Consider the following 21,062-nt stretch of genomic DNA (forward strand, 5'->3'; position numbering starts at 1 on the left):
CACGTGGCGCGCGCTGCCGACAGCGCGGTCGGCATGGCCTGCGTGGACAGCGCCGAGGAGCGGTCCGGCCATCACGGAATTCCTTCCGCCCCTTCGGCGGGGCCGCGTACGGTGACGGGGTGAGCAGCAAGCGAAGGGTACGCAGGCTCGTCATCGGCGACGCCGTGTGGCTCTGGTCCCAGGGGCACGGGCACCCCGACGGGGTCTGCCGTCAGATTCTGTCGCTGACCCGCGAGGGGACGGCGGCCCGACTGCGGATCGTGTTCCAGGAGGGGCCGGGGCTGATCGTGTCCGGGGGTTACTGGCACGACGGGCTGGTCGCCCGCAGTGAGGGCGAGGCCCTAAACCTGCATGAGCCGGGCGTGGTACGGCAGTTCCTGGAAGCGGCACAGGCGGCCGGGGTCAGCGCCCCCGCCGAGGTGGACGGCTGGACGCTGTACGACGCGATCGTACGGGCCGACGCATCCGCCTCGTCCGCCCAGGTCCTGTCCGCCGGGTCAGGACCAGCGGCCGGTGCGCCCGAGTAGCAGAGCGGACGCGGCGGTGCCCGCCGTGGAGGTGCGCAGGACGCTGCGGCCGAGACGGTAGGGCTTCGCGCCCGCCTCCCCGAAGGTGGCCAACTCCTCCGGCGACACGCCTCCTTCAGGGCCGACGACCAGCACGATATGCCCGGAAACCGGGAGTTCAGCCGTGGCGAGGGGTTCGGCGCCCTCCTCGTGGAGGACGGCGGCGAAGTCCGCCCCGGCGAGCAACGCGGCCACCTGGCGGGTGGTCGCGGCCTCCGCCACCTCCGGGAAGCGCAGCCGCCGGGACTGCTTGCCCGCCTCGCGGGCCGTGGCACGCCACTTGGCGAGGGCCTTGGCGCCCCGCTCGCCCTTCCACTGCGTGATGCAGCGGGCCGCCGACCACGGGACGACGGCGTCGACACCGGTCTCCGTCATGGTCTCGACGGCGAGTTCACCACGGTCCCCCTTGGGGAGGGCCTGGACGACGGTGATCCGCGGCGCGGGTTCCGCCTCCGTGCGTACCTCCGTGACGCTGACCTCCAGCCGGTCCTTGCCTTCCACGGCGGCGACGGTGCCGTAACCGCCGTGGCCCTGCCCGTCGGTGACGACGATCTCCTCGCCCACCCGGAGGCGGCGTACGGACACGGCGTGGCGCCCCTCCGGACCGTCGACGACGACGGTGCCGGGGTGCACCTGGTCCACGAGGAACACGGGGGCGGTCATGAGGGGTTCCTCAGGGTCAGGGAGGCGCTCGCGGCGGCCGTCTCCGCGGCGAGCAGCTCGGTGAGTTGGGCGGCGGGCAGGTCACGGGCAAGCCGGTGTCCCTGGCCTGCCCAGAGAGCCATGCCCTGCGCGTCGCCCGCCTTCGCGGCGGCCTTGCGCAGGCCCGAGGTGATGTGGTGCACCTCGGGGTAGGCGGCGGGAGCGTACGGTCCGTGCTCGCTCATGAACCGGTTGACCAGCGCCCGCGCGGGGCGGCCGGTGAAGGCCCGGGTCAGCGCGGTTCTGGTGAACACCGATGCGGTCATGGCCTCCTTGTGCAGCGGGTGCGCACCCGACTCCGGGCAGACCAGGAACGCGGTGCCGAGCTGGGCGGCGTCGGCTCCCGCGGCCAGCACCGCGGCGATCTGGCTGCCGCGCATCAGTCCTCCGGCGGCGATCAGCGGAAGCCGTACGGCCTCGCGGATCTGCGCGAGCAGTGCGAGCAGCCCGGTGCCCGAGCCGTCGAGGGCGGGGTCGTCGCGATGGGTGCCCTGGTGGCCTCCCGCCTCGACGCCCTGCACACAGAGGGCGTCCGCCCCCGCGAACTGCGCGGCCTGCGCCTCGTCGACCGTGGTGACCGTGACGACGCTCAGGGTTCCGGCCCGCTTGAGCGCGGCGACGCTGGCCCTGGTGGGGCAGCCGAAGGTGAAGGACACCAGTGGTACCGGGTCGTCGCACAGGAGTGCCAGCTTGGCCTCATAGCCGTCGTCCCGTCCGCAGTCGGGATCGCCGAGCGGTGTCTCGTACCAGGTCGCCTCGCCCGCGAGCTGCTGCTGGTAGACGTCCACCGCGGCCGGATCGGCGTGCGCGGGCTGCGGCATGAAGAGATTGACCCCGAAAGGCTGCCTGGTGAGCCCTCGCAACTGCTTGATCTCCTGGTACATCCCGTCCGCGGTCTTGTAGCCGGCGGCGAGAAAGCCCAGGCCACCGGCCTCGCACACGGCTGCCGCGAGATCCGGACCGGACGCGCCGCCGGCCATGGGAGCCTGCACGATGGGGTAGCGGCAGAGACCCGAGAGCACAGTCGGCACGGGCGGCACGGAGGACATGCCCCGCATGGTGCCACGTCCCGGTGCCATGGCCGAATCCCGCGCCCATGAGGGATGGGGTCCCCCACGCGGAGGACCCCATCCCAGTAACTCTCAGCCCCTCTTCGGCAGCGTCAGCGGCCGTTGAACGCGTCCTTCAGCCGGGAGAACAGCCCCTGCTGGCCGGGCTGGAACTGCCCCGTGGGCCGCTCCTCGCCACGCAGCTTCGCCAGCTCCCGCAGCAGCCTCTCCTGCTCCGGGTCCAGCTTCGACGGGGTCTGCACCTCGACGTGGACGATGAGGTCACCACGGCCACCGCCGCGCAGATGCGTCACACCGCGGCCGTGCAGCGGGATGGACTGCCCCGACTGGGTGCCGGGCCGGATGTCGACCTCCTCCATCCCGTCCAGGGTCTCCAGCGGCACCTTGGTGCCGAGGGCGCCCGCAGTCATCGGGATGGTCACCGTGCAGTGCAGGTCGTCACCGCGCCGCTGGAACATCGAGTGGGGCAGCTCGTGGATCTCCACGTACAGGTCACCGGCCGGACCGCCACCGGGGCCGACCTCGCCCTCGCCCGCGAGCTGGATACGGGTGCCGTTGTCGACACCGGCCGGGATCTTCACCGTCAGCGTGCGCCGGGAGCGCACCCGTCCGTCGCCGGCGCACTCCGGGCAAGGAGTCGGGACGACGGTGCCGAAGCCCTGGCACTGCGGGCAGGGGCGCGAGGTCATGACCTGGCCCAGGAAGGACCGGGTGACCTGCGAGACCTCACCACGGCCGCGGCACATGTCACAGGTCTGCGCCGAGGTGCCGGGCGCCGCGCCCTCGCCGGTGCAGGTCGTGCACACCACGGCGGTGTCGACCTGGATGTCCTTCGTGGTGCCGAAGGCCGACTCGCTGAGCTCGATCTCCAGCCGGATCATCGCGTCCTGGCCGCGCCGGGTGCGCGACCGCGGACCGCGCTGGGACGCCGTACCGAAGAAGGCGTCCATGATGTCCGAGAAGTTGCCGAAGCCGCCCGCGCCGAAGCCTCCGGCGCCGCCGCCCGCGCTGGATAGGGGGTCTCCGCCGAGGTCGTAGACCTGCTTCTTCTGCGGGTCGGAAAGCACCTCGTAGGCGGCGTTGATCTCCTTGAAGCGCTCCTGCGTCTTCGGGTCCGGGTTCACATCCGGGTGGAGTTCCCGCGCCAGCCGCCGGAAGGCCTTCTTGATCTCATCCTGCGATGCGTCGCGGCGCACGCCGAGTACGGCGTAGTAGTCCGTGGCCACTTACGACTCCGCCAGGATCTGTCCGACGTAACGTGCCACTGCGCGTACCGCTCCCATCGTTCCGGGGTAGTCCATGCGGGTCGGTCCGACCACGCCGAGTTTGGCGACGGCTTCGTCGCCCGAACCGTAGCCGACAGCGACCACGGAGGTGGAGTTGAGGCCCTCGTGGGCGATCTCGTGCCCGATCCGGACCGTCATGCCGGAGTCCTTCGCCTCACCGAGCAGCTTCAGCAGCACGACCTGCTCCTCCAGCGCCTCGAGGACGGGCCGGATGGTGAGCGGGAAGTCGTGCCCGAAGCGTGTCAGATTGGCGGTACCGCCGATCATCAGCCGCTCCTCGGTCTCCTCGACGAGGGTCTCGAGCAGCGTCGAGAGCACCGTCGACACCGTGCCGCGGTCCTCCGGTTCGAAGGAATCCGGGAGGTCCTGCACAAGCTGCGGCACATCGGTGAAGCGCCGGCCGACGACCCGGCTGTTCAGCCTCGCCCGCAGATCCGCGAGCGAGGTGTCGGAGAACGGCGCCGGGCAGTCCACGTGCCGCTGCTCCACCCGACCCGTGTCCGTGATCAGCACCAGCATCAGGCGTGCGGGCGCGAGCGCCAGCAGCTCCACATGCCGCACCGTCGAGCGGGTCAGGGACGGGTACTGGACCACGGCGACCTGCCGGGTCAGCTGCGCCAGCAGCCGCACCGTGCGGGCCACGACGTCATCGAGGTCCACGGCGCCGTCGAGGAAGTTCTGGATCGCCCGCCTTTCGGGGGACGACAGCGGCTTGACGCCGGCGAGCTTGTCCACGAACAGGCGGTAGCCCTTGTCCGTGGGGATCCGGCCGGCGCTGGTGTGGGGCTGGGCGATATAGCCCTCGTCCTCCAGCACCGCCATGTCGTTGCGCACGGTGGCGGGCGACACGCCGAGCCGGTGACGCTCGGTGAGGGCCTTGGAACCGACCGGCTCCTCCGTGCCCACATAGTCCTGGACGATGGCGCGCAGAACCTCCAGCCTGCGTTCGCTGAGCATCGTGCGCACCTCCAGCTGTCGTTCATCGGCGGATCGGTCGGTCGGTGTGATCTGGCACTCACCAGGGCGGAGTGCCAAAGCCCCCCGGCCAGTGTACGGCCGTGAGGTACACCCCGAGCAAGGGCGACCGGACGGCGAACACGTCACGGACCCTGCCACAGAGCTCGCGACGGAACATGTCACGGGGCTCGTCGCCGGGACCTGCGGCAGCGCCCGCCACGGCCGCGCGGGGCTGTCGTCCCCTTACGGGATAGCGTCGCCTCATGGACGTCAGTTGGGAAGACTTCGGCTGGGAGCGCCTCGCCGACGGGGTCGGGCGGCGGCGGCTGCCCGTATGGGACGCGACAGCGGCCGTGGTGGTCGGGGATGACGCCGTACTCCTGTACGACACGGGCGCCACGCTGCGCGAGGGCGCCGAGCTGCGCACCCAGATCCAGTCCCTGCTCGGCGGCCGGCGTGTGACGCATATCGCTCTCAGTCATCCACACTTCGACCACGTGTTCGGCACGGCGGCTTTCTCGGCGGCACGGGTCTACGGGGCGGTGGGGACCGACCAGCTCATGGGGCTGGCACGGGAGCGGGACGCCCTCCGCGACGACGCCATCAGCCAAGGTGTGGCGCCCGCCGACGCCACCCAGGCCGCGGACGTGCTGGTGGCGCCCCGGCATGTGATCAGCGGTGAGTGGACCCTGGACCTCGGCGGTCGCCAGGTGCTGCTGGCGAACGTGGGGCCCGGCCACACCGGCCACGACCTCGTGGTGCTGGTGCCGGGGACGGCGGGCGGCCCCGAGGTGGTGCTCTGCGGCGACCTGGTCGAGGAGTCCGGGGAGCCCCAGGCCGGCCCGGACGCCATCCCCACGCGCTGGCCCGCCGCCCTCGACCGGCTGCTGGCACTGGGCGGGGACGACGCGCTGTACGTACCGGGGCACGGAGCGGTCGTGGACGCGGCATTCGTACGCGCCCAACGGGATGAGCTGGCCCGGCGGTTCGGGGTGTCGTAGCGTCTGCCCAATGCGCAGCTACAGCCCTGATCTGACGCCCCCTTGGAAGCGGTCCACCCCCGCGCCCGAGGTCCCCGCCGAGTGCGACCTGGTCGTGGAGGAGGCCGGAACGGGCTTCTGCGGCGCGGTGATCCGCTGTGAGGCGGGAACGGTGACGCTGGAGGACCGCTTCGGCAAGCACCGGGTGTTTCCGCTGGAGCCGCGCGGTTTCCTGCTCGAGGGCAGGGTGGTCACGCTGGTGCGGCCGTCTTCGGGCGCTCCGGTACGGCCCACCCGTACGGCATCCGGATCCCTCGCCGTGCCCGGGGCACGGGCCCGGGTGGCCCGGGCGGGACGGATCTATGTGGAGGGGCGGCACGACGCGGAGCTGGTCGAACGGGTCTGGGGCGACGATCTGCGCATCGAGGGCGTGGTGGTCGAGTACCTGGCGGGCATCGACGACCTCCCGGCGATCGTCGCGGACTTCGCACCCGGGGCGGACGCCCGGCTCGGGGTGCTCGTGGACCATCTGGTGCCGGGCTCCAAGGAGTCCCGTATCGCCGCGTCCGTCACCGACCCGCATGTGCTGGTGGCCGGACATCCGTACATCGACGTCTGGGAGGCGGTGAAGCCGTCCTCGGTCGGGATCGCGGGCTGGCCGTCCGTGCCGCACGGACAGGACTGGAAGACGGGGGTGTGCCGGGCGCTGGGCTGGCCGGAGAACACGGGGGCGGCCTGGCAGCACATCCTGTCGAAGGTGGGCAGCTACAAGGACCTGGAGCCCGCGCTGCTGGGGCGGGTGGAGGAGCTGATCGACTTCGTCACGGCGACGGGCTGAGCCACGAACCGGCGCTCAGACCGCGCGGTCTCCCCGTCCCGGCGATGTTCTCGGCCCCAGGGTGCGTCCCCCCGGGCCCCGGGCGGGACGCACAGGACTTCCCGCGCGCTGAGGCGTCCTAGTCGACCAGATCCCGGACCACCGCGTCCGCCAGCAGCCGCCCGCGCAGCGTCAGCACCGCTCTGCCCTGCTCGTACGAAGCGGGGTCGAGCAGCCCTTCCGCCAGGGCGCGGCGGGCGGCCGTGAACCCCGCGGGACGCAGCAGGTCCAGTGGGCAGCCCTCGCGCAGCCGCAGCTCCAGCAGGATCCGCTCGACCCTGCGGTCCTCGTCGGGCAGGATCTCCCGCCCGGCGCCGGGTGAGCGGCCCTCCGCGAGGGCCGTGGCGTAAGCGCCGGGGTGCTTCACGTTCCACCAGCGGACGCCGCCCACATGGCTGTGGGCCCCGGGCCCGGCACCCCACCAGTCGGCGCCCCGCCAGTACAGCTCGTTGTGCAGGCAGCGCCCGGCACCGGACGTGGCCCAGTTCGACACCTCGTACCAGTCGAATCCCGCTCCGGACAGCACCTCGTCGGCGATCAGATAGCGGTCGGCGTGTACGTCGTCGTCGGTCATCGGCACCTCGCCGCGGCGGATCCGCCGGGCGAGCTGTGTGCCCTCCTCGACGATCAGCGCGTAGGCACTGACGTGGTCGGGGGCGGCGCCGATCGCCGCGTCCAGCGAGGCCCGCCAGTCGTCGTCGGTCTCCCCGGGCGTGCCGTAGATCAGATCGAGGTTGACGTGCTCGAAGCCCGCCGCGCGTGCCTCGGCGACACAGGCCTCGGGGCGGCCGGGTGTGTGGGTGCGGTCGAGGACCTTCAGCACATGCTGCCGGGCGCTCTGCATCCCGAAGGACACCCGGTTGAAGCCACCGGCCCGCAGCTCCGCGAGATAGGCCGGATCCACGGACTCCGGGTTGGCCTCCGTCGTGATCTCGGCGTCATCGGCCAGGCCGAACACCTCGCGCACCGCCCCGAGCATCCGCACCAGGTCGGCCGCGGGGAGCAGGGTCGGCGTACCACCCCCGACGAAGACGGTCCGCACCTGGCGGGGGTCGTCGCCGAGCACCTTGCGGGCCAGCCTGATCTCCTCGATCAGAGTGTCGGCGTAGTTGTCACGGGAGGCCAGAACGCCTCCGCTGCCCCGCAGCTCGCTCGCCGTGTACGTGTTGAAGTCGCAGTAGCCGCATCGGGTGGCGCAGTACGGCACATGCAGATAGAACCCGAGGGGCCGGTCGCCCGCGCCCTCGAGGACGTGCGGGGGCAGCGACCCGTCCGCGGGCACGGGCTCACCATCGGGCAGTACGGAAGGCATGCACACCATTGTCCGCCACCCGTCGCCTTCCCCCGGACCCGCGGTCCGGGGGATCAGCGCGCCTGGAGCACCAGCAGGGCCAGATCGTCGCCGGGTGGGGTCTCCGCGAAGGTGTGGACGGCCATCCTTATGCGGTCCGCGACACCCTGGGCGCTCAGGCCCGTGCACTCGGCCAGTGCCCGCGCCAGCCCGTCGGAGTCGTCGAACATCCGCTGGCCCGAGCGCCGCTCCGTGACGCCGTCGGTGACACAAAGCAGTGTGTCGCCGGGCTTCAGCACAAAGGTCTGGCTCTCGTACGTCGTGTCCCCGACCACCCCAAGCAGCAGCTGGGACGCACCTGCCGGCCGGACGGTGCCGTCCGGGCGCAGCAGCAACGGGAGCGGGTGGCCCGCGCAGGCCAGGGTGCAGCTGACGCCGCCGCCCGGGAGCGGTGTGAGCTCCCCGTACAGCAGGGACAGGAAGCGTGACTGGGGACTTTCGGGTACCGCGCTGCCCGGGGTCACCGCCATGAGCGCCGCCGCCTCCGCCGCCTCCATGGCGTCGTCGAGCAGCAGGTCGTTGAGGCGGTCGAGCACCTGTCCGACCTGGTAGCCCTCGCGAGCGAGCAGCCGCAGCCAGGGGCGGGCGAGACCGGTGACGACGGCGGCTTCGGGACCGCTGCCCTGGACGTCGCCGAGCATGAAGCACCAGCGACCGCCCTTCCCGGCCGGGAAGATGTCGTAGAAGTCGCCGCCCGCGAGACCGTCGCCGCTGGGCTCGTACACGAGCGAGCTGTCGACCCCGGGGATCTGGGCCACCTGGGCGGGCAGCAGTCCGCGCTGGAGCACCCGGCTGATGGTGGCCTGCCGGGTGTAGGCACGGGCGGCTCCGACGGCGAGTCCCACCCGCCGGGCGAAGTCCTCGATCAGCGCGGTCGCCTGGTCGGGGATGCCCGCGCAGGTGTCCGCGCCGTGCTCTCCCTCGCGGGCGAGCAGCAGAGTGCCGAGCGGCCGGGCCCCGGCTGCCAGCCGCAGGGCCATGGCGCTGCCGCCCGTGCGCCCCGCCTCCGTGTCGGGCTGCGCCGCGGTTGCCCCGTACGGCCAGGGGACGGGGACGGTCGCTGCGGTGCCGGCGGCCTCACGCGGTAACCGGGGCGGGTCCTTGATCAGCGCCGTGCGCAGATCCTCGATCCGGGACTCGTCCGCGTGCCAGACCTTGGCGAGCCGGGGTACGGGGCCGGTCTCGCCGTCCAGCCACACCGCGCACCAGTCGGCGAAGCGGGGGACCAGGAGCTGCCCGGTCAGGGCGGCGACCATGTCCTCGTCGAGCTGTCCGGCGAGCAGATCGGACGCCTCGGCGAGGAAGGTCAGCGCGCCGCGCCCGGTCCAGCCGGGGTGGTCGTCGCGCTGCTCGGGCGGCGTGCGGGGTGGCGGGGGGCTCAGGGGGAATCCGATGGCGGCGTGCGCCGTTTGGACTCCCTGAACGCCTTGGACGCCTTGCTGGAAGCCGGTGAGGCCGGTCGGGCCGGTCACCGCCGGGATCTCGCAGCCGTCGAGCGGCAGTTTCGCCCACACCGCCTTGCGGCCCGTGCGGTAGATGATCCCCCAGGAGCCGGTCAGCGCCGCGACGAGGCGCAGTCCCCTGCCGTACTCGGGCTCGCCCGCCGCCGCGTCCGGCTCCGACCCCGCATCGGCCTCATGACCGCGTACCGACCGGGCCGGGTGATGGTCACCGACCTCGACGACGAGGGACGCCGGATCGTCATCCGTCGCGGTCTCCAAGCGTACGAGCACCTCCACGGTGGTCCCGGCATGCACCACCGCGTTGGTCACGAGCTCGCTCACGACCAGCGCGGCATCCTCGGCCAGCCGGTCGGCCCCGCGTACCGGCACCGTCCCGAGCCGTGTCCACTCGGCGATTGCCGCGCCCACGAACCGCCGCGCGGCCGATGCGGCGGCCGGGTTGGCGGGCAGGCTGGTGCGCACCGCGGCACGTGCGGCGGCGCGCTGTGAGAGCAGGTGCCTCGACCGCCGGGCGGCGGTGGAGGCGTTCGCGGCCGCTGCGGCGTTCTCCTGCTGTGTCGGTACGGACCCCACGCTCGGCTCCTGTCCGGCTCTGTGTTGCCCTGTGCTGCCCTGTGCTGCCCTGTGAACGACTGACGACACGGACAGGGTGACAGACCGGACTCACCCATAAGCACGGAGTCATCGAAGTGCCCGATATGACCACACCCGGATGAAGGAATTCCGTGCTCTGGAGCGGGAGAGAAAAGGCGCGGGCGCGACGAGGAGGACTTCCTCGTCGCGCCCGGCTCAGGGCAGCTCGGGGCTACGCCTCACGCGACCCCTCGTACATCGATTCGATGAGGTCCTTGTACTCGCGCTCCACGACGGGGCGCTTCAGCTTCAGGCTGGGCGTCAGCTCACCGTGCTCGACATCGAGGTCACGCGGGAGCAGACGGAACTGCTTGATGGTCTGCCAGCGCTGGAGGCCCTCATTGAGACGCTTCACATAGCCCTCGATGAACTTCTCGGTCTGCGGAGCCGCGACCACCTCGGCGTAGGACTTGCCCGCGAGCCCGTTCTCCTTGGCCCAGCCGAGGATGGCGGCCTCGTCCAGGGCGATGAGGGCGGTGCAGAAGTTCCGGTCGGCACCGTGCACCAGGATGTTGGAGACGAACGGGCAGACCGCCTTGAACTGGCCCTCCACCTCGGCCGGGGCGATGTACTTGCCGCCGGAGGTCTTGATGAGGTCCTTCTTGCGGTCGGTGATCCGCAGGTAGCCGTCGGGCGAGAGCTCGCCGATGTCTCCGGTGTGGAACCAGCCGTCCGCCTCCAGGACCTCGGCGGTCTTCTCCGGAAGCCGGTGGTAGCCCTGCATGATGCCGGGGCCGCGCAGCAGGATCTCGCCGTCGTCGGCGATCCGGACCTCGGTACCCGTGAGCGGCTTGCCGACCGTGCCGGTGCGGTAGGCCTCGGCGGGGTTCAGGAAGGACGCGGCACTGGACTCGGTGAGGCCGTAGCCCTCGAGGATGTGGATGCCCGCACCGGCGAAGAAGAAGCCGATCTCGGGCGAGAGCGCGGCCGAGCCGGAGACGGCGGCGCGCAGCCGCCCGCCGAACGCCTCGCGGAGCTTCGAGTAGACGAGAGCGTCGGCGACCTTGTGCTTGGCGGTGAGGCCGAAGGAGGCCGAGGCCTTTCCGGTGCGGCGGAAGGTGTCCTGTGTCTCCTTGGCGTAGGCGCGCGACACGCCCGCGGCCCACTGGAAGATCTTGTACTTGGCCCCGCCGCCTTCACGGGCCTTGGCGGCGACGCCGTTGTAGACCTTCTCGAAGATCCGGGGCACGGCAGCCATGTAGGTCGGCTGCACCACCGGCAGGTTCTCGATGATCTTGTCGACGCGGCCGTCGACTGCGGTGACGTGTCCGACCTCGATCTGGCCGGAGATCAGCACCTTGCCGAAGACATGGGCGAGCGGCAGCCAGAGGTACTGGACGTCGTCCCTGGTGATCAGGCCGGTCGAGGCGACGGCCTTGGCCATGTACGACCAGTTGTCGTGCGGCAGCCGGACACCCTTGGGACGGCCCGTGGTGCCCGAGGTGTAGATGAGGGTGGCGAGCTGCTCGGAAGTGATCGCCTCGACCCGCTCCTTGACCGCGCTGGGATGCTTGGCCAGGTACTGGGCGCCGCGCGCCTCCAGATCCGCGAGGGAGACGACCCAGCCCTCCGGGTCGTCGTCGGAGGGCTCCACGCCCTTGGGGTCGATCACGACGACATGCTGCAGATTGGGCAGCTCGACGCGCCGCTCACGGGCCTTGGCCAGCTGCTCGGCGTCCTCCGCGATCATCACGCGGCTCTCGGAGTCGGCGAGGATGTACGAGGACTCCTCGGCGTTCGTCTGCGGGTACACGGTCGTGGTGGCCGCACCCGCGCAGAGGATGCCGAGGTCGGCGAGGATCCACTCGGCCCGGGTGGTGGAGGCGAGCGCGACCCGCTCCTCGGGCTGTACGCCGAGGTCGATGAGGCCCGCCGCGATCGCATACACCCGCTCGGCCGCCTCGCCCCAGCTCAGCGACTTCCAGTCATCGGGCCCCTGCCCTGATGCCGCCGGTACCGGGTAGCGGTACGCCTCCGCGTCGGGAGTGGCCGCCACCCGCTGGACAAAGAGATTCGCCACGGAAGGCGGTCGGTTCTCGATCAGGGTCTTTGCGTCGGTCACGACATCCTCCGGGCCTGCTGCTGCGGCGTTGCTGCATGACTGGCTGATTGCGCTACGGGACACGGTTGTTTAACTCGCGAGTAACCCGTCAGGCGTTGTCAGGGTAAAGGCCATGGCTCCCCCACGTAAGGGGGAGCAGGCTGCCGCTTCATAACGAACAGGCCCCCGTGCCGGGGACACGGGGGCCTGTGGGGCGGTTCAGGCGAACAGAGGTGTTTGGTGCTTCCGGGCTACTCACGTGCCGGCCTGTGAGCCGGCTGTGAGCTGCCCGGGCGCCGACCGCGGACCGCCGCGCGAACAGCCGACCCCGGAAGGGGGCCGAAGGACGCCTGAAGAACGCCCGAAGGCATCCCCGGGCCTACTTCTTCGCCTTACCGCCCCCGGAGTCGTCGCTGGAGAGCACCGCGATGAAGGCCTCCTGCGGAACCTCCACGGAGCCGACCATCTTCATCCGCTTCTTGCCTTCCTTCTGCTTCTCGAGCAGCTTCCGCTTACGGGAGATGTCACCGCCGTAGCACTTGGCGAGGACGTCCTTGCGGATGGCGCGGATGGTCTCGCGGGCGATGACCCGGGAGCCGATCGCCGCCTGCACCGGCACCTCGAACGCCTGCCTCGGGATGAGCTCCTTGAGCTTGGCCACGAGCCGCACACCGTACGCGTACGCCTGGTCCTTGTGGGTGATCGCGGAGAAGGCGTCGACCTTGTCGCCGTGCAGCAGGATGTCGACCTTCACGAGCGAGGCGTTCTGCTCGCCGGTGGGCTCGTAGTCCAGGGACGCGTAACCGCGGGTCTTGGACTTCAGCTGGTCGAAGAAGTCGAAGACGATCTCGGCGAGCGGGAGGGTGTAGCGGATCTCCACCCGGTCCTCGGAGAGGTAGTCCATGCCGAGCAGCACACCGCGCCGGTTCTGGCAGAGCTCCATGATCGAGCCGATGAACTCGCTCGGGGCGAGGATCGTGGCCCGTACGACCGGCTCGAAGACCTCGTCGATCTTCCCCTCGGGGAACTCGCTCGGGTTGGTGACGGTGTGCTCGACGCCGTCCTCCATGACCACCCGGTAGACCACGTTCGGCGCGGTCGCGATCAGGTCGAGGCCGAACTCGCGCTCAAGCCGCTCACGGATCACATCGAGGTGCAGCAGGCCGAGGAAGCCGACACGGAAGCCGAAGCCGAGTGCCGCGGAGGTCTCGGGCTCGTACACCAGCGCGGCGTCGTTGAGCTGGAGCTTGTCGAGGGCGTCGCGCAGCTCGGGGTAGTCCGAGCCGTCCAGCGGGTAGAGGCCGGAGAACACCATCGGCTTGGGGTCCTTGTAGCCGCCGAGCGCCTCGGTGGCGCCCTTGGTCAGCTGGGTGATCGTGTCACCCACCTTGGACTGGCGGACGTCCTTCACACCGGTGATCAGATAGCCGACCTCGCCCACGCCGAGACCGTCGGCGGCAAGCATCTCCGGCGAGTTGGTGCCGATCTCCAGGAGCTCGTGCGTGGCGCCGGTGGACATCATCCGGATGCGCTCGCGCTTGCCCAGCTGACCGTCCACGACTCGCACATAGGTGACGACGCCCCGGTAGGAGTCGTAGACCGAGTCGAAGATCATCGCGCGGGCGGGGGCGTCCGCCACACCTTCGGGCGCCGGGACGTCCTGGACGACCCGGTTCAGCAGCGCGTCCACACCGACACCGGTCTTCGCCGACACCCTCAGCACGTCCGAGGGGTCGCAGCCGATGAGGTTCGCCAGCTCCTCGGAGAACTTCTCGGGCTGCGCCGCGGGAAGGTCGATCTTGTTGAGGACCGGCACGATGGTGAGGTCGTTCTCCATCGCGAGGTAGAGGTTCGCGAGGGTCTGCGCCTCGATGCCCTGGGCGGCGTCCACCAGCAGGACCGTGCCCTCACAGGCGGCGAGCGAACGGGACACCTCGTAGGTGAAGTCCACGTGGCCCGGGGTGTCGATCATGTTGAGGATATGGGTCTTGCCCTGGCCATCGCCCGTCGTGGGCGCCCAGGGCAGACGCACTGCCTGGGACTTGATCGTGATGCCGCGCTCACGCTCGATGTCCATACGGTCGAGGTACTGAGCGCGCATCTGCCGCTGCTCGACCACACCGGTCAGCTGGAGCATCCGGTCGGCAAGCGTGGACTTGCCGTGGTCGATGTGAGCGATAATGCAGAAGTTGCGGATCAGTGCCGGGTCGGTACGGCTCGGCTCGGGCACATGGCTAGGGGTCGCGGGCACGCAGGGTCCTGATTCTTGAGCGCCGAGCGCTCGTCTCGGGTCGTGTCGGATCGATACGCAGCCTCCATGGTCCCACGACCGGGGCCCTGAGCCCGGTTTGGGCCGCTCGCACCGTGGCTGGTAGCCTGGGCAGCTGTGTCTCGTACGCCCTCTCAGCTGCGAGCGCACCTTGGAAAATCATCGAACCTGAAAAGGCTCTTTCGTGGCGAACATCAAGTCCCAGATCAAGCGGAACAAGACCAACGAGAAGGCGCGCCTGCGCAACAAGGCCGTCAAGTCGTCGCTCAAGACCGCGATCCGCAAGGCCCGCGAGGCTGCCGCTTCGGGCGACCTCGAGAAGGCCACCGTGGCCGCTCGTGAGGCGTCCCGCAAGCTCGACAAGGCCGTTTCGAAGGGTGTCATCCACAAGAACGCCGCCGCCAACAAGAAGTCGGCGCTGTCGTCCAAGGTTGCCTCCCTCCAGGGCTGAGCTCCGTACCCCCGGGAGGCGACTCCCATGACTTGATCGCCTGGCGGATCCAGCGGGCCCTCTCTCATCCGCTCCCGCCCGGCACCCCGGACTCGCACGCGGCCTGCGTTCGCCACGCGGGTGCGAGACCAGCACTTCCCGGCCCTTCCGGCCGGACCGAAGCCCCGCCTTTCCGTCCTTCCCAGGATGGAGCGGCGGGGCTTCGGGTTTCCGGACCCCGGTGTCGGGCCTTCGGACCCCGGTGTCGGGTCTTCGGACCCTGGCTTCGGTATTACGGCCCGGGTGGTCTCAGGCCCGGCGGCTCAGCGCCGCAGGCGCGCCGCTCTGGCCACCGTCACCACGGCCTTCTCCAGGGCGTACTCGGGGTCGTCGCCCCCGCCCTTGACGCCCGCGTCCGCCTCGGCGACGGCGCGCAGGGCCAGCGCCACCCCGTCCGGGGTCCAGCCGCGCATCTGCTGCCGCACCCGGTCGATCTTCCAGGGCGGCATACCCAGCTCCCGTGCCAGGTCGGCGGGACGGCCGCCCCGAGCGGACGACAGCTTGCCGATCGCCCGCACGCCTTGCGCCAGTGCGCTGGTGATCAGCACGGGGGCGACACCGGTCGACAGCGACCACCGCAGCGCCTCCAAGGCCTCCGCCGCCCGCCCCTCCACCGCGCGGTCGGCCACGGTGAAGCTGGAGGCCTCGGCACGACCCGTGTAGTAACGCCCGACGACGGCCTCGTCGATGGCACCGTCGACATCCGCCACGAGCTGGGACACCGCGCTGGCCAGCTCGCGCAGGTCGCTGCCGATGGCGTCGACCAGCGCCTGGCACGCCTCGGGCGTCGCCGACCGGCCGAGGGCCCGGAACTCGGACCGCACAAAGGTCAGCCGCTCCGCGGGCTTGGTCGTCTTGGGGCAGGCGACCTCACGCGCCCCCACCTTGCGTGCCGCGTCGAGCAGGCCCTTTCCCCTCGCCCCGCCCGCGTGCAGCAGGACCAGGGTGATCTCCTCCACGGGCGCGTCGAGATACGCCTTGACGTCCTTGATCGTGTCCGCTGACAGGTCCTGTGCGTCCCGTACGACCACGACCTTGCGCTCGGCGAAGAGCGAGGGGCTGGTCAGTTCGGCGAGGGTGCCGGGCTGGAGCTGGTCCGGAGCGAGGTCGCGTACGTCGGTGTCGGCGTCGGCGGCTCTGGCCGCCGTCACGACCTGCCGCACGGCGCGGTCCAGCAGCAGGTCCTCCTGCCCCACGGCGATCGTGACCGGGGCGAGCGGGTCGTCGTTGGTGTTCTTCCTGGTGGCCATCGCGGACCAGCATCGCACGGGGCACCGACACCGCGGTGGGGTACCGACCTGCGGGCCGGCCTACGGCGCCTCCCGCCAGCCCTCCCAGTCCGCGACGAACTCGTCCAGCTCGGCCGCGTCCAGACGGCCCTCCGGATCCTCGACGACCACCAGCCACTGGGCGTCCTCGGCGTCGTCCTCGCCCGCCAGGGCGTCCCTGACGAGCTGGGGCTCGTCGAGGCCGCCGAAGTGGTCGCCTATGGCCTCGATGACCTCCTCGGCGGCGTCGCGGTCAGGCAGCACCAGCACATGTCTCACATCGTCCACCGCCACATTGTGCCGCTCATCCGGAGTCCGGCCGGCGCGCCTGCGGGACCTGGCGGAGCGCGACACCGAAGTGGTCCCGGTAGGCGGCCAGCACCTCGGCGTCGTCCCCGAGCTGCCGCTCCTCGCGTACGCCGTGCACCGTCGTCACCAGCTTCCGCCCGGTCAGGGTGATCCGGCCGTTCCCGGTGAGCCGGGAACAGACGAGGGACTGGGTGAAGTGCGAGGCGGGCGAGGTGCGGTGGTACCAGGCACCCGCCTCGAAGTCCGCCAGCACACGTGGCCGGGCTTCCACCCGGAACTGCGGTTTGCCGTCTCGCAGTACGTCGAGGTCGCCGCCCTCGGGCGCCCCGGCGATCCGGAACGTGCCCGCCGGGTCCAGCTGGTCGCCGCGCTCCTCCATCAGCAGGGGGTACTGGCTGTGCTCGCCGAACCCGACATCCGCGAACCAGGGCCCGGTGCCGTCCTCGGTCTCGACGCGCAGGGTGAGATGGTCGTAGGGGATCCCCAACGTGCCGTCCTTCCCGAACGTCCGGGCCTGGAGCAGAGTGACCCCGAAGCCAAGCCCGCGCAGCAACGCCGCGAACGCCCCGTTGAGTTCGTAGCAGAAGCCTCCCCGGTGGGCGTCCACGACCTTGGCCAGAAGCGGCCCGTCCGCCAGGACGATCTCCTCGCCCAGGTGCACCGCGAGGTTCTCGAAGGGCACGGAGAGCAGATGCCGGTGCTGTAGCTCGCGCAGCGCCGCGGCATCCGGTCGCTCCGGACGTGTGGCGCCGATACGGCGGAGGTAGGCGTCGATGGCCTCCGGTGCTGTGGGCTGGGGCGTGTCCATGGCTCCAGTCTGGCCACCGGCCCACCCGTGCGCCATGCGCTCTTGGTCCTAGGCGGGGACCTAGGCCGGTCGGCCCAGGCGGATCTGCGACCACCGCCTGACGTGCGACACCGGGCGGGCTGCCTAGGTTGTGCCCCATGACGAGCAGAGAGCCGGCACGTAGCCGCAGCCAGCGCAAACAGGACGTGCTGAATCGGCTGGACCGCGATGAGGATGCCTGGGTCGCCACGGCTTCGCCGTCCGGCGAGCCCTGTCTCGTGCCGCTGTCGTTCCTATGGGATCGCGGCACCCTGCTGGTGAGCACGCGCCGTGCCAATCCGACCGCGATCAATGTGGGTCGCCAGGGCCGGGCCGTGGTGGCCCTCGGCCATACCCGGGACGTGGTGCACATCGAGGCGGACGCGGAGCTCGTCGAAGGCCGCGACCTCGCGAAGGAATCGGCCGACGCGTTCGCGGCGAAGCTCGGCTGGGACCCGCGGGACCGGACGCCTTGGGTGTACATCAGATTCACTCCTGTCGTGGTGAAGGCCTGGCGCGAGGCGAACGAGCAGCCGGACCGACTGCTCATGCGCGAAGGTCAGTGGCTGGACTGACGGGGGTGAGAGGCCGCGCCCCTGGACACGGCACGCAGTGCTCCGCCCGTGCCGGTCACGGCGATCGCCCCGTCCTCGTCCGTACGGAGAACGACGGCCCCGTGTGCCCGCAGGGCGCGGACCGTGCGCGGCGAGGGATGCCCGTAGCGGTTGTCCCGGCCGCAGCTGATCAGCGCCAGTCGCGGCCGGGCTCCCGCCATCAGTCCGGGGTGCTGGAAGGCCGAGCCGTGGTGGGCGACCTTGAGCACGTCCACGTGCGGGAGGGCGGGGAGGTCCCGTATGAGCCTGCGCTGGGCCGGCGGTTCCAGATCTCCGAGGAGCAGCAGCGAGGGGCCGTCGGCGGCCCGGACGAACAGGGCGACGCTCGCGTCGTTGGGCCCTTCCGGTGGTGGTGCGGGCCTGCCCGGCGGCCACAGCACGCGCCAGTCCAGCCGGCCCAGTCTGCGCCTCTCCCCCGGCACCGCGTGCACCAGCGGCACCCCGGCCTCCGCCGCCTCGCGCCGTACGAACGCCGCCTGGTCACGGGGCTCTTCGTAGGGCGTGGTCTGCACCATGCCGACCGCTCTTCCCCGCAGGACCCCGGCCAGCCCCGCCACATGGTCGGCATGAAAGTGCGTCAGCAGCAGGAGCGGGATCCGGGTGACACCCAGCTCGCTCAGACACCGGTCGGCCAGCTGCGGATCGGGACCCGCGTCCACGACCACCGCCGTACCGCGGCCCGCCGAGAGCACGGTGGCGTCGCCCTGCCCCACGTCGCACATCGCGAACGTCCAGTCGGGTGGCGGCCACCCCGTGACGACCCTGGTCAGCGGGGCGGGCCTGATCACGGCGAGCATCAGCAGCAGCGCGCAGACGGCGACGGCCCAGGTGCGGCGCACCAGCACGCGGACGGCCAGGATCGCCAGTCCGCCCGCCGCGGCGAGCAGAAGTCCGCCTCGCCAGCCCCCCGGCCAGCCGATCTGCGCCCCGGGAAGCGCCGCCCCGCTGCGGGCGACTCCCGCGATCCACTCGGCGGGCACACCGGCGCACCAGGCCAGCACCTCGGCGACTTGTATCGCCACCGGCGCCACGGCGAGCGCGGCGAAACCCAGCACCGTGGCGGGCGCGACCGCGATCTCGGCAAACAGATTGCAGGGAATCGCCACCAGGCTGACCCGCTCCGCGAACACCGCGGCCACTGGTGCGCACAGCAGCTGTGCCGCACTGGCCGCTGCCAGCGCCTCCGCCAGCCGCTCCGGCACTCCCCGGCGTCGTAGCGCATCGCTCCAGCGCGGGGCGATGGTGAGGAGTGCCGCCGTGGCGAGCACGGACAGCAAGAACCCATAGGTGCGCGCCAGCCTCGGGTCATAGAGCACCAGCAGCAGCACGGCCGCGGCCAGCGCGGGAACCAGGGACCGGCGGCGGCCGGTGCCGATGGCCAGCAGGGTGATGAGCCCGCAGGCCGCCGCCCTGAGCACACTGGGCTCTGGCCGGCACACCACCACGAACCCGAGAGTGAGCGCCGCCCCCGTCAGTGCCGTCGTCCGCAGTGAGAGCCCAAGACGTGGGGCCAGTCCCCCGCGCTCGGCCAGGAGTGCCCTGCCTGGCCGCCCGACGAGCACGCACAGTACGAGCGTGAGATTGCTCCCGGACACGGCCAACAGGTGCGTGAGATCGGTCGCCTTGAAGGCGTCGTGCAGCTCGGGACCGATCCGCGAGGTGTCTCCGACCACAAGCCCGGGGAGCAGGGAGCGCGCGTCCGGGCCGAGTCCGTCGGTCGCGCGACGGAGCCCCGCGCGCAGCGTCCCGGCCGTCCGCTGGATGGCGGACGGCGGCCCGGTGACCGCGGGCGGCCCCGTCTCCCGCACCCTCAGCACCGCGGCGTAGCGACCGTCGCCGCCGAGCGGTGGCTCCGCGCGGGCCGTCAGCCGCAGCCGGGTCGAGGGCAGCAGACTCAGCCACCGCGCCGTGGCCGTGCCGGGTCGGACGATCACCAACACCGGGGCCCGTGTTGCCACCGCCGCGCCGTCGGGACCGGTGACCGTGGTGACCTCGGCGTCGAGTGCGATCGCCGTGTCCGTCATATGGGGTGCCTGGACCCGGGGCTGGAGCGTGCGCGGATCACCCGAGACCGCCACCTCGGCCGTGATACGGCCGTACCGGCCCGCTGCCTCGGGAACCGGCCCCCGGTACAGATCGGCCCCGCTCAGGCCGCCCGCCGCCGCGCCCGCGGCGGCGCAGACCAGGACCGCGGCGACCGCCACCCGATTCCCGGAGGTCCCCGGCGCCCGCCCCCGTACGGCGGCCATGCACGCGGGCCCGAGGAGCAGGCCCGCCACGGCGAGGCACAGCACGGCCACGGTCGCCGGCCAGGGCGGTCGTGCGGTGAGACCGAAGGCCGCGGTACCCCAGGCCGCGAGGGCGGGGAAGACCAGCCGGAGGTCGACCGAGCCCTCCTGCCACGGGTCCGGCGCCGCGGCGGTGCGCATCACGGCCGCACCAGGGCGCGTAGATCCGCGAATCTGCGGTCGCCGATCCCCTTGACCTCGCGTAGCTCGTCCACGGAGCGGAAACCGGCATGCTCGGTGCGGTAGTCGACGATGTGCTGGGCAAGCACCGGACCGACTCCGGGCAGCCCGTCGAGCTGGTCCGCGGTCGCCGAGTTCAGGCTGAGAGGTCCCGTGCCGGCTCCGGCCGGGATGCCCGCCGCGCCCGCGCCCGCCTGACCCGGGGGCAGGCCCGGTGGCGGTGTGGCACCGACGAGCACCTGCTCGCCGTCGATGAGGACACGGGCCCGGTTCAGCCCGGTGAGGTCTGTGCCGGACCTCACTCCGCCCGCCGCGCGCAGCGCGTCGGCCACCCTCGAACCAGCGGGCAGTTGCAGCACACCCGGTCTGTGCACCTTGCCGCTGACATCGACCACGATCCGTGCCCCACCGCTCCCCGGAGCGGGCGGCAGCCCGGGAGAAGGCCCGGGCTCGGTGCTCGGGGGCGCTGCGAGGCTGGTGCTGCGGCTGTCCCCGACAAGCTGCGGCGCACGCACTGCTTCCGGTCGCCCGGTCCAGAAGTGGTGGACGGCGAAGCCCAGCGCGGCCACGAGGACGACCGCGAGCGCCGCCAGCGCCCTCGGCTCGAGCCCGCACCGGAGCTGGAGCCACAGCGGCAGCCGGTCGCGCAGGGCATGGCGCCCCCGTCCGCTCATCGGCACTGCCGCCGACGGCGCGGCTTCGGCGGGCGCAGGTGGGGGATGGACATCTGGTGGCCGGGTCCCGGGCGGGGACGCCTGGGGCTGTGTGAAGAGCGCTTCCGCTCGCCGCCGCACCGCCGACTCCGGAACCGGGCCCGCATCTGAGACGGGACCGGGAGCGGTGGTACGCCGAGGATCAGTCGCCGCAGCGGTGAGTGCGGCAGCCGGCACGC

The 21,062-nt window shown here is 71.6% G+C and carries 18 protein-coding genes; 5 read left to right on the forward strand and 13 right to left on the reverse strand.

All coding sequences use genetic code 11. From position 1 onward, the window contains the following. The first annotated feature begins 119 nt into the window (after positions 1 to 119). Positions 120 to 527, forward strand: coding sequence for a hypothetical protein (locus ACFV6V_RS18915; RefSeq protein WP_385566179.1), 408 nt, complete (start codon positions 120 to 122; stop codon positions 525 to 527). Here ACFV6V_RS18915 and ACFV6V_RS18920 read toward each other — a convergent pair. From ACFV6V_RS18920 to hrcA, 4 genes are all read right to left on the reverse strand, one after another. Further along, positions 498 to 1,229 carry a 16S rRNA (uracil(1498)-N(3))-methyltransferase gene (locus ACFV6V_RS18920; RefSeq protein ID WP_385566181.1) on the reverse strand — a complete coding sequence of 244 codons (732 nt, stop codon included), beginning with the start codon at positions 1,227 to 1,229 and terminating at the stop codon, positions 498 to 500. The two genes, ACFV6V_RS18915 and ACFV6V_RS18920, sit on opposite strands and share 30 nt — an antisense overlap. After that, positions 1,226 to 2,317, reverse strand: coding sequence for a nitronate monooxygenase (locus tag ACFV6V_RS18925; protein WP_385566184.1), 1,092 nt, complete (start codon positions 2,315 to 2,317; stop codon positions 1,226 to 1,228). Before ACFV6V_RS18925 ends, ACFV6V_RS18920 begins: the two co-directional genes overlap by 4 nt. A 113-nt stretch (positions 2,318 to 2,430) precedes the next feature. Then, positions 2,431 to 3,564: a molecular chaperone DnaJ gene (gene dnaJ / locus ACFV6V_RS18930; protein WP_361279535.1), complete on the reverse strand. Its 1,134-nt coding sequence runs from the start codon at positions 3,562 to 3,564 to the stop codon at positions 2,431 to 2,433. Next, positions 3,565 to 4,581 carry a heat-inducible transcriptional repressor HrcA gene (hrcA, locus tag ACFV6V_RS18935; RefSeq protein WP_385566187.1) on the reverse strand — a complete coding sequence of 339 codons (1,017 nt, stop codon included), beginning with the start codon at positions 4,579 to 4,581 and terminating at the stop codon, positions 3,565 to 3,567. A gap of 263 nt (positions 4,582 to 4,844) precedes the next feature. On the opposite strand from hrcA, the gene ACFV6V_RS18940 reads away from it, so the two are divergent. Further along, complete coding sequence (locus ACFV6V_RS18940; protein WP_385566190.1) at positions 4,845 to 5,582, forward strand: MBL fold metallo-hydrolase; 738 nt, start codon at positions 4,845 to 4,847, stop codon at positions 5,580 to 5,582. 10 nt (positions 5,583 to 5,592) lie between these two features. Continuing rightward, positions 5,593 to 6,399, forward strand: coding sequence for a DUF3097 domain-containing protein (locus tag ACFV6V_RS18945; RefSeq protein WP_385566192.1), 807 nt, complete (start codon positions 5,593 to 5,595; stop codon positions 6,397 to 6,399). A 118-nt stretch (positions 6,400 to 6,517) separates the two neighbouring features. Here ACFV6V_RS18945 and hemW read toward each other — a convergent pair whose 3' ends face one another. The 4 genes from hemW to lepA form a co-directional block, all read right to left on the reverse strand. Further along, complete coding sequence (gene hemW, locus ACFV6V_RS18950; protein ID WP_385566194.1) at positions 6,518 to 7,750, reverse strand: radical SAM family heme chaperone HemW; 1,233 nt, start codon at positions 7,748 to 7,750, stop codon at positions 6,518 to 6,520. A 53-nt stretch (positions 7,751 to 7,803) separates the two neighbouring features. Then, positions 7,804 to 9,825: a SpoIIE family protein phosphatase gene (locus tag ACFV6V_RS18955; RefSeq protein WP_385566197.1), complete on the reverse strand. Its 2,022-nt coding sequence runs from the start codon at positions 9,823 to 9,825 to the stop codon at positions 7,804 to 7,806. Positions 9,826 to 10,057: 232 nt separating this feature from the next. Further along, on the reverse strand, positions 10,058 to 11,947 hold the full coding sequence (locus ACFV6V_RS18960) for an AMP-dependent synthetase/ligase (RefSeq protein WP_385566199.1): 1,890 nt from the start codon (positions 11,945 to 11,947) through the stop codon (positions 10,058 to 10,060). Between the two features lie 358 nt (positions 11,948 to 12,305). Continuing rightward, a complete protein-coding gene (lepA, locus tag ACFV6V_RS18965; protein WP_385566202.1) occupies positions 12,306 to 14,177 on the reverse strand; it encodes a translation elongation factor 4 in 1,872 nt (623 codons plus the stop codon). A gap of 202 nt (positions 14,178 to 14,379) precedes the next feature. On the opposite strand from lepA, the gene rpsT reads away from it, so the two are divergent. Further along, complete coding sequence (gene rpsT, locus ACFV6V_RS18970; protein ID WP_361279543.1) at positions 14,380 to 14,646, forward strand: 30S ribosomal protein S20; 267 nt, start codon at positions 14,380 to 14,382, stop codon at positions 14,644 to 14,646. A 302-nt stretch (positions 14,647 to 14,948) separates the two neighbouring features. Here the strand turns inward: rpsT and holA are convergent, their stop codons facing one another. From holA to ACFV6V_RS18985, 3 genes are read right to left on the reverse strand one after another with little or no spacing between them, the layout of a single operon-like run. Beyond that, on the reverse strand, positions 14,949 to 15,935 hold the full coding sequence (gene holA, locus ACFV6V_RS18975) for a DNA polymerase III subunit delta (RefSeq protein WP_385566206.1): 987 nt from the start codon (positions 15,933 to 15,935) through the stop codon (positions 14,949 to 14,951). A 60-nt stretch (positions 15,936 to 15,995) separates the two neighbouring features. Further along, positions 15,996 to 16,241, reverse strand: a complete 246-nt coding sequence (locus ACFV6V_RS18980) for a hypothetical protein (RefSeq protein ID WP_385566209.1) — start codon at positions 16,239 to 16,241, stop codon at positions 15,996 to 15,998. A gap of 16 nt (positions 16,242 to 16,257) precedes the next feature. Then, positions 16,258 to 17,070 (reverse strand): arylamine N-acetyltransferase, encoded by an 813-nt coding sequence (locus tag ACFV6V_RS18985; protein WP_385566211.1) that lies wholly within the window; start codon positions 17,068 to 17,070, stop codon positions 16,258 to 16,260. Positions 17,071 to 17,207: 137 nt separating this feature from the next. Between ACFV6V_RS18985 and ACFV6V_RS18990 the strand changes: the two genes are divergently transcribed. Then, positions 17,208 to 17,663, forward strand: a complete 456-nt coding sequence (locus tag ACFV6V_RS18990; RefSeq protein WP_385566214.1) for a pyridoxamine 5'-phosphate oxidase family protein — start codon at positions 17,208 to 17,210, stop codon at positions 17,661 to 17,663. Here the strand turns inward: ACFV6V_RS18990 and ACFV6V_RS18995 are convergent. Both ACFV6V_RS18995 and ACFV6V_RS19000 read right to left on the reverse strand, forming a co-directional pair. After that, positions 17,648 to 20,131, reverse strand: coding sequence for a ComEC/Rec2 family competence protein (locus ACFV6V_RS18995; RefSeq protein WP_385566243.1), 2,484 nt, complete (start codon positions 20,129 to 20,131; stop codon positions 17,648 to 17,650). The genes ACFV6V_RS18990 and ACFV6V_RS18995 overlap by 16 nt on opposite strands. Next, positions 20,131 to 20,844 carry a helix-hairpin-helix domain-containing protein gene (locus tag ACFV6V_RS19000; protein WP_385566216.1) on the reverse strand — a complete coding sequence of 238 codons (714 nt, stop codon included), beginning with the start codon at positions 20,842 to 20,844 and terminating at the stop codon, positions 20,131 to 20,133. The genes ACFV6V_RS18995 and ACFV6V_RS19000 overlap by 1 nt, the downstream gene beginning before the upstream one ends. Positions 20,845 to 21,062: the final 218 nt, after the last annotated feature.

Source organism: Streptomyces sp. NPDC059828, from assembly GCF_042731955.1.
Taxonomy (GTDB): Bacteria; Actinomycetota; Actinomycetes; order Streptomycetales; family Streptomycetaceae; genus Streptomyces.

Excerpts from the sequence above, each read along its gene's own strand:
- ACFV6V_RS18985 (WP_385566211.1), bottom strand. The coding sequence starts at position 17,070 with ATGGACACGCCCCAGCCCACAGCACCGGAGGCCATCGACGCCTACCTC.
- hrcA (WP_385566187.1), bottom strand. The coding sequence starts at position 4,581 with ATGCTCAGCGAACGCAGGCTGGAGGTTCTGCGCGCCATCGTCCAGGAC.
- holA (WP_385566206.1), bottom strand. The coding sequence starts at position 15,935 with ATGGCCACCAGGAAGAACACCAACGACGACCCGCTCGCCCCGGTCACG.
- ACFV6V_RS18945 (WP_385566192.1), top strand. The coding sequence starts at position 5,593 with ATGCGCAGCTACAGCCCTGATCTGACGCCCCCTTGGAAGCGGTCCACC.
- ACFV6V_RS18995 (WP_385566243.1), bottom strand. The coding sequence starts at position 20,131 with ATGCGCACCGCCGCGGCGCCGGACCCGTGGCAGGAGGGCTCGGTCGAC.
- ACFV6V_RS18940 (WP_385566190.1), top strand. The coding sequence starts at position 4,845 with ATGGACGTCAGTTGGGAAGACTTCGGCTGGGAGCGCCTCGCCGACGGG.
- ACFV6V_RS19000 (WP_385566216.1), bottom strand. The coding sequence starts at position 20,844 with ATGAGCGGACGGGGGCGCCATGCCCTGCGCGACCGGCTGCCGCTGTGG.
- ACFV6V_RS18925 (WP_385566184.1), bottom strand. The coding sequence starts at position 2,317 with ATGTCCTCCGTGCCGCCCGTGCCGACTGTGCTCTCGGGTCTCTGCCGC.
- ACFV6V_RS18990 (WP_385566214.1), top strand. The coding sequence starts at position 17,208 with ATGACGAGCAGAGAGCCGGCACGTAGCCGCAGCCAGCGCAAACAGGAC.
- hemW (WP_385566194.1), bottom strand. The coding sequence starts at position 7,750 with ATGCCTTCCGTACTGCCCGATGGTGAGCCCGTGCCCGCGGACGGGTCG.
- ACFV6V_RS18920 (WP_385566181.1), bottom strand. The coding sequence starts at position 1,229 with ATGACCGCCCCCGTGTTCCTCGTGGACCAGGTGCACCCCGGCACCGTC.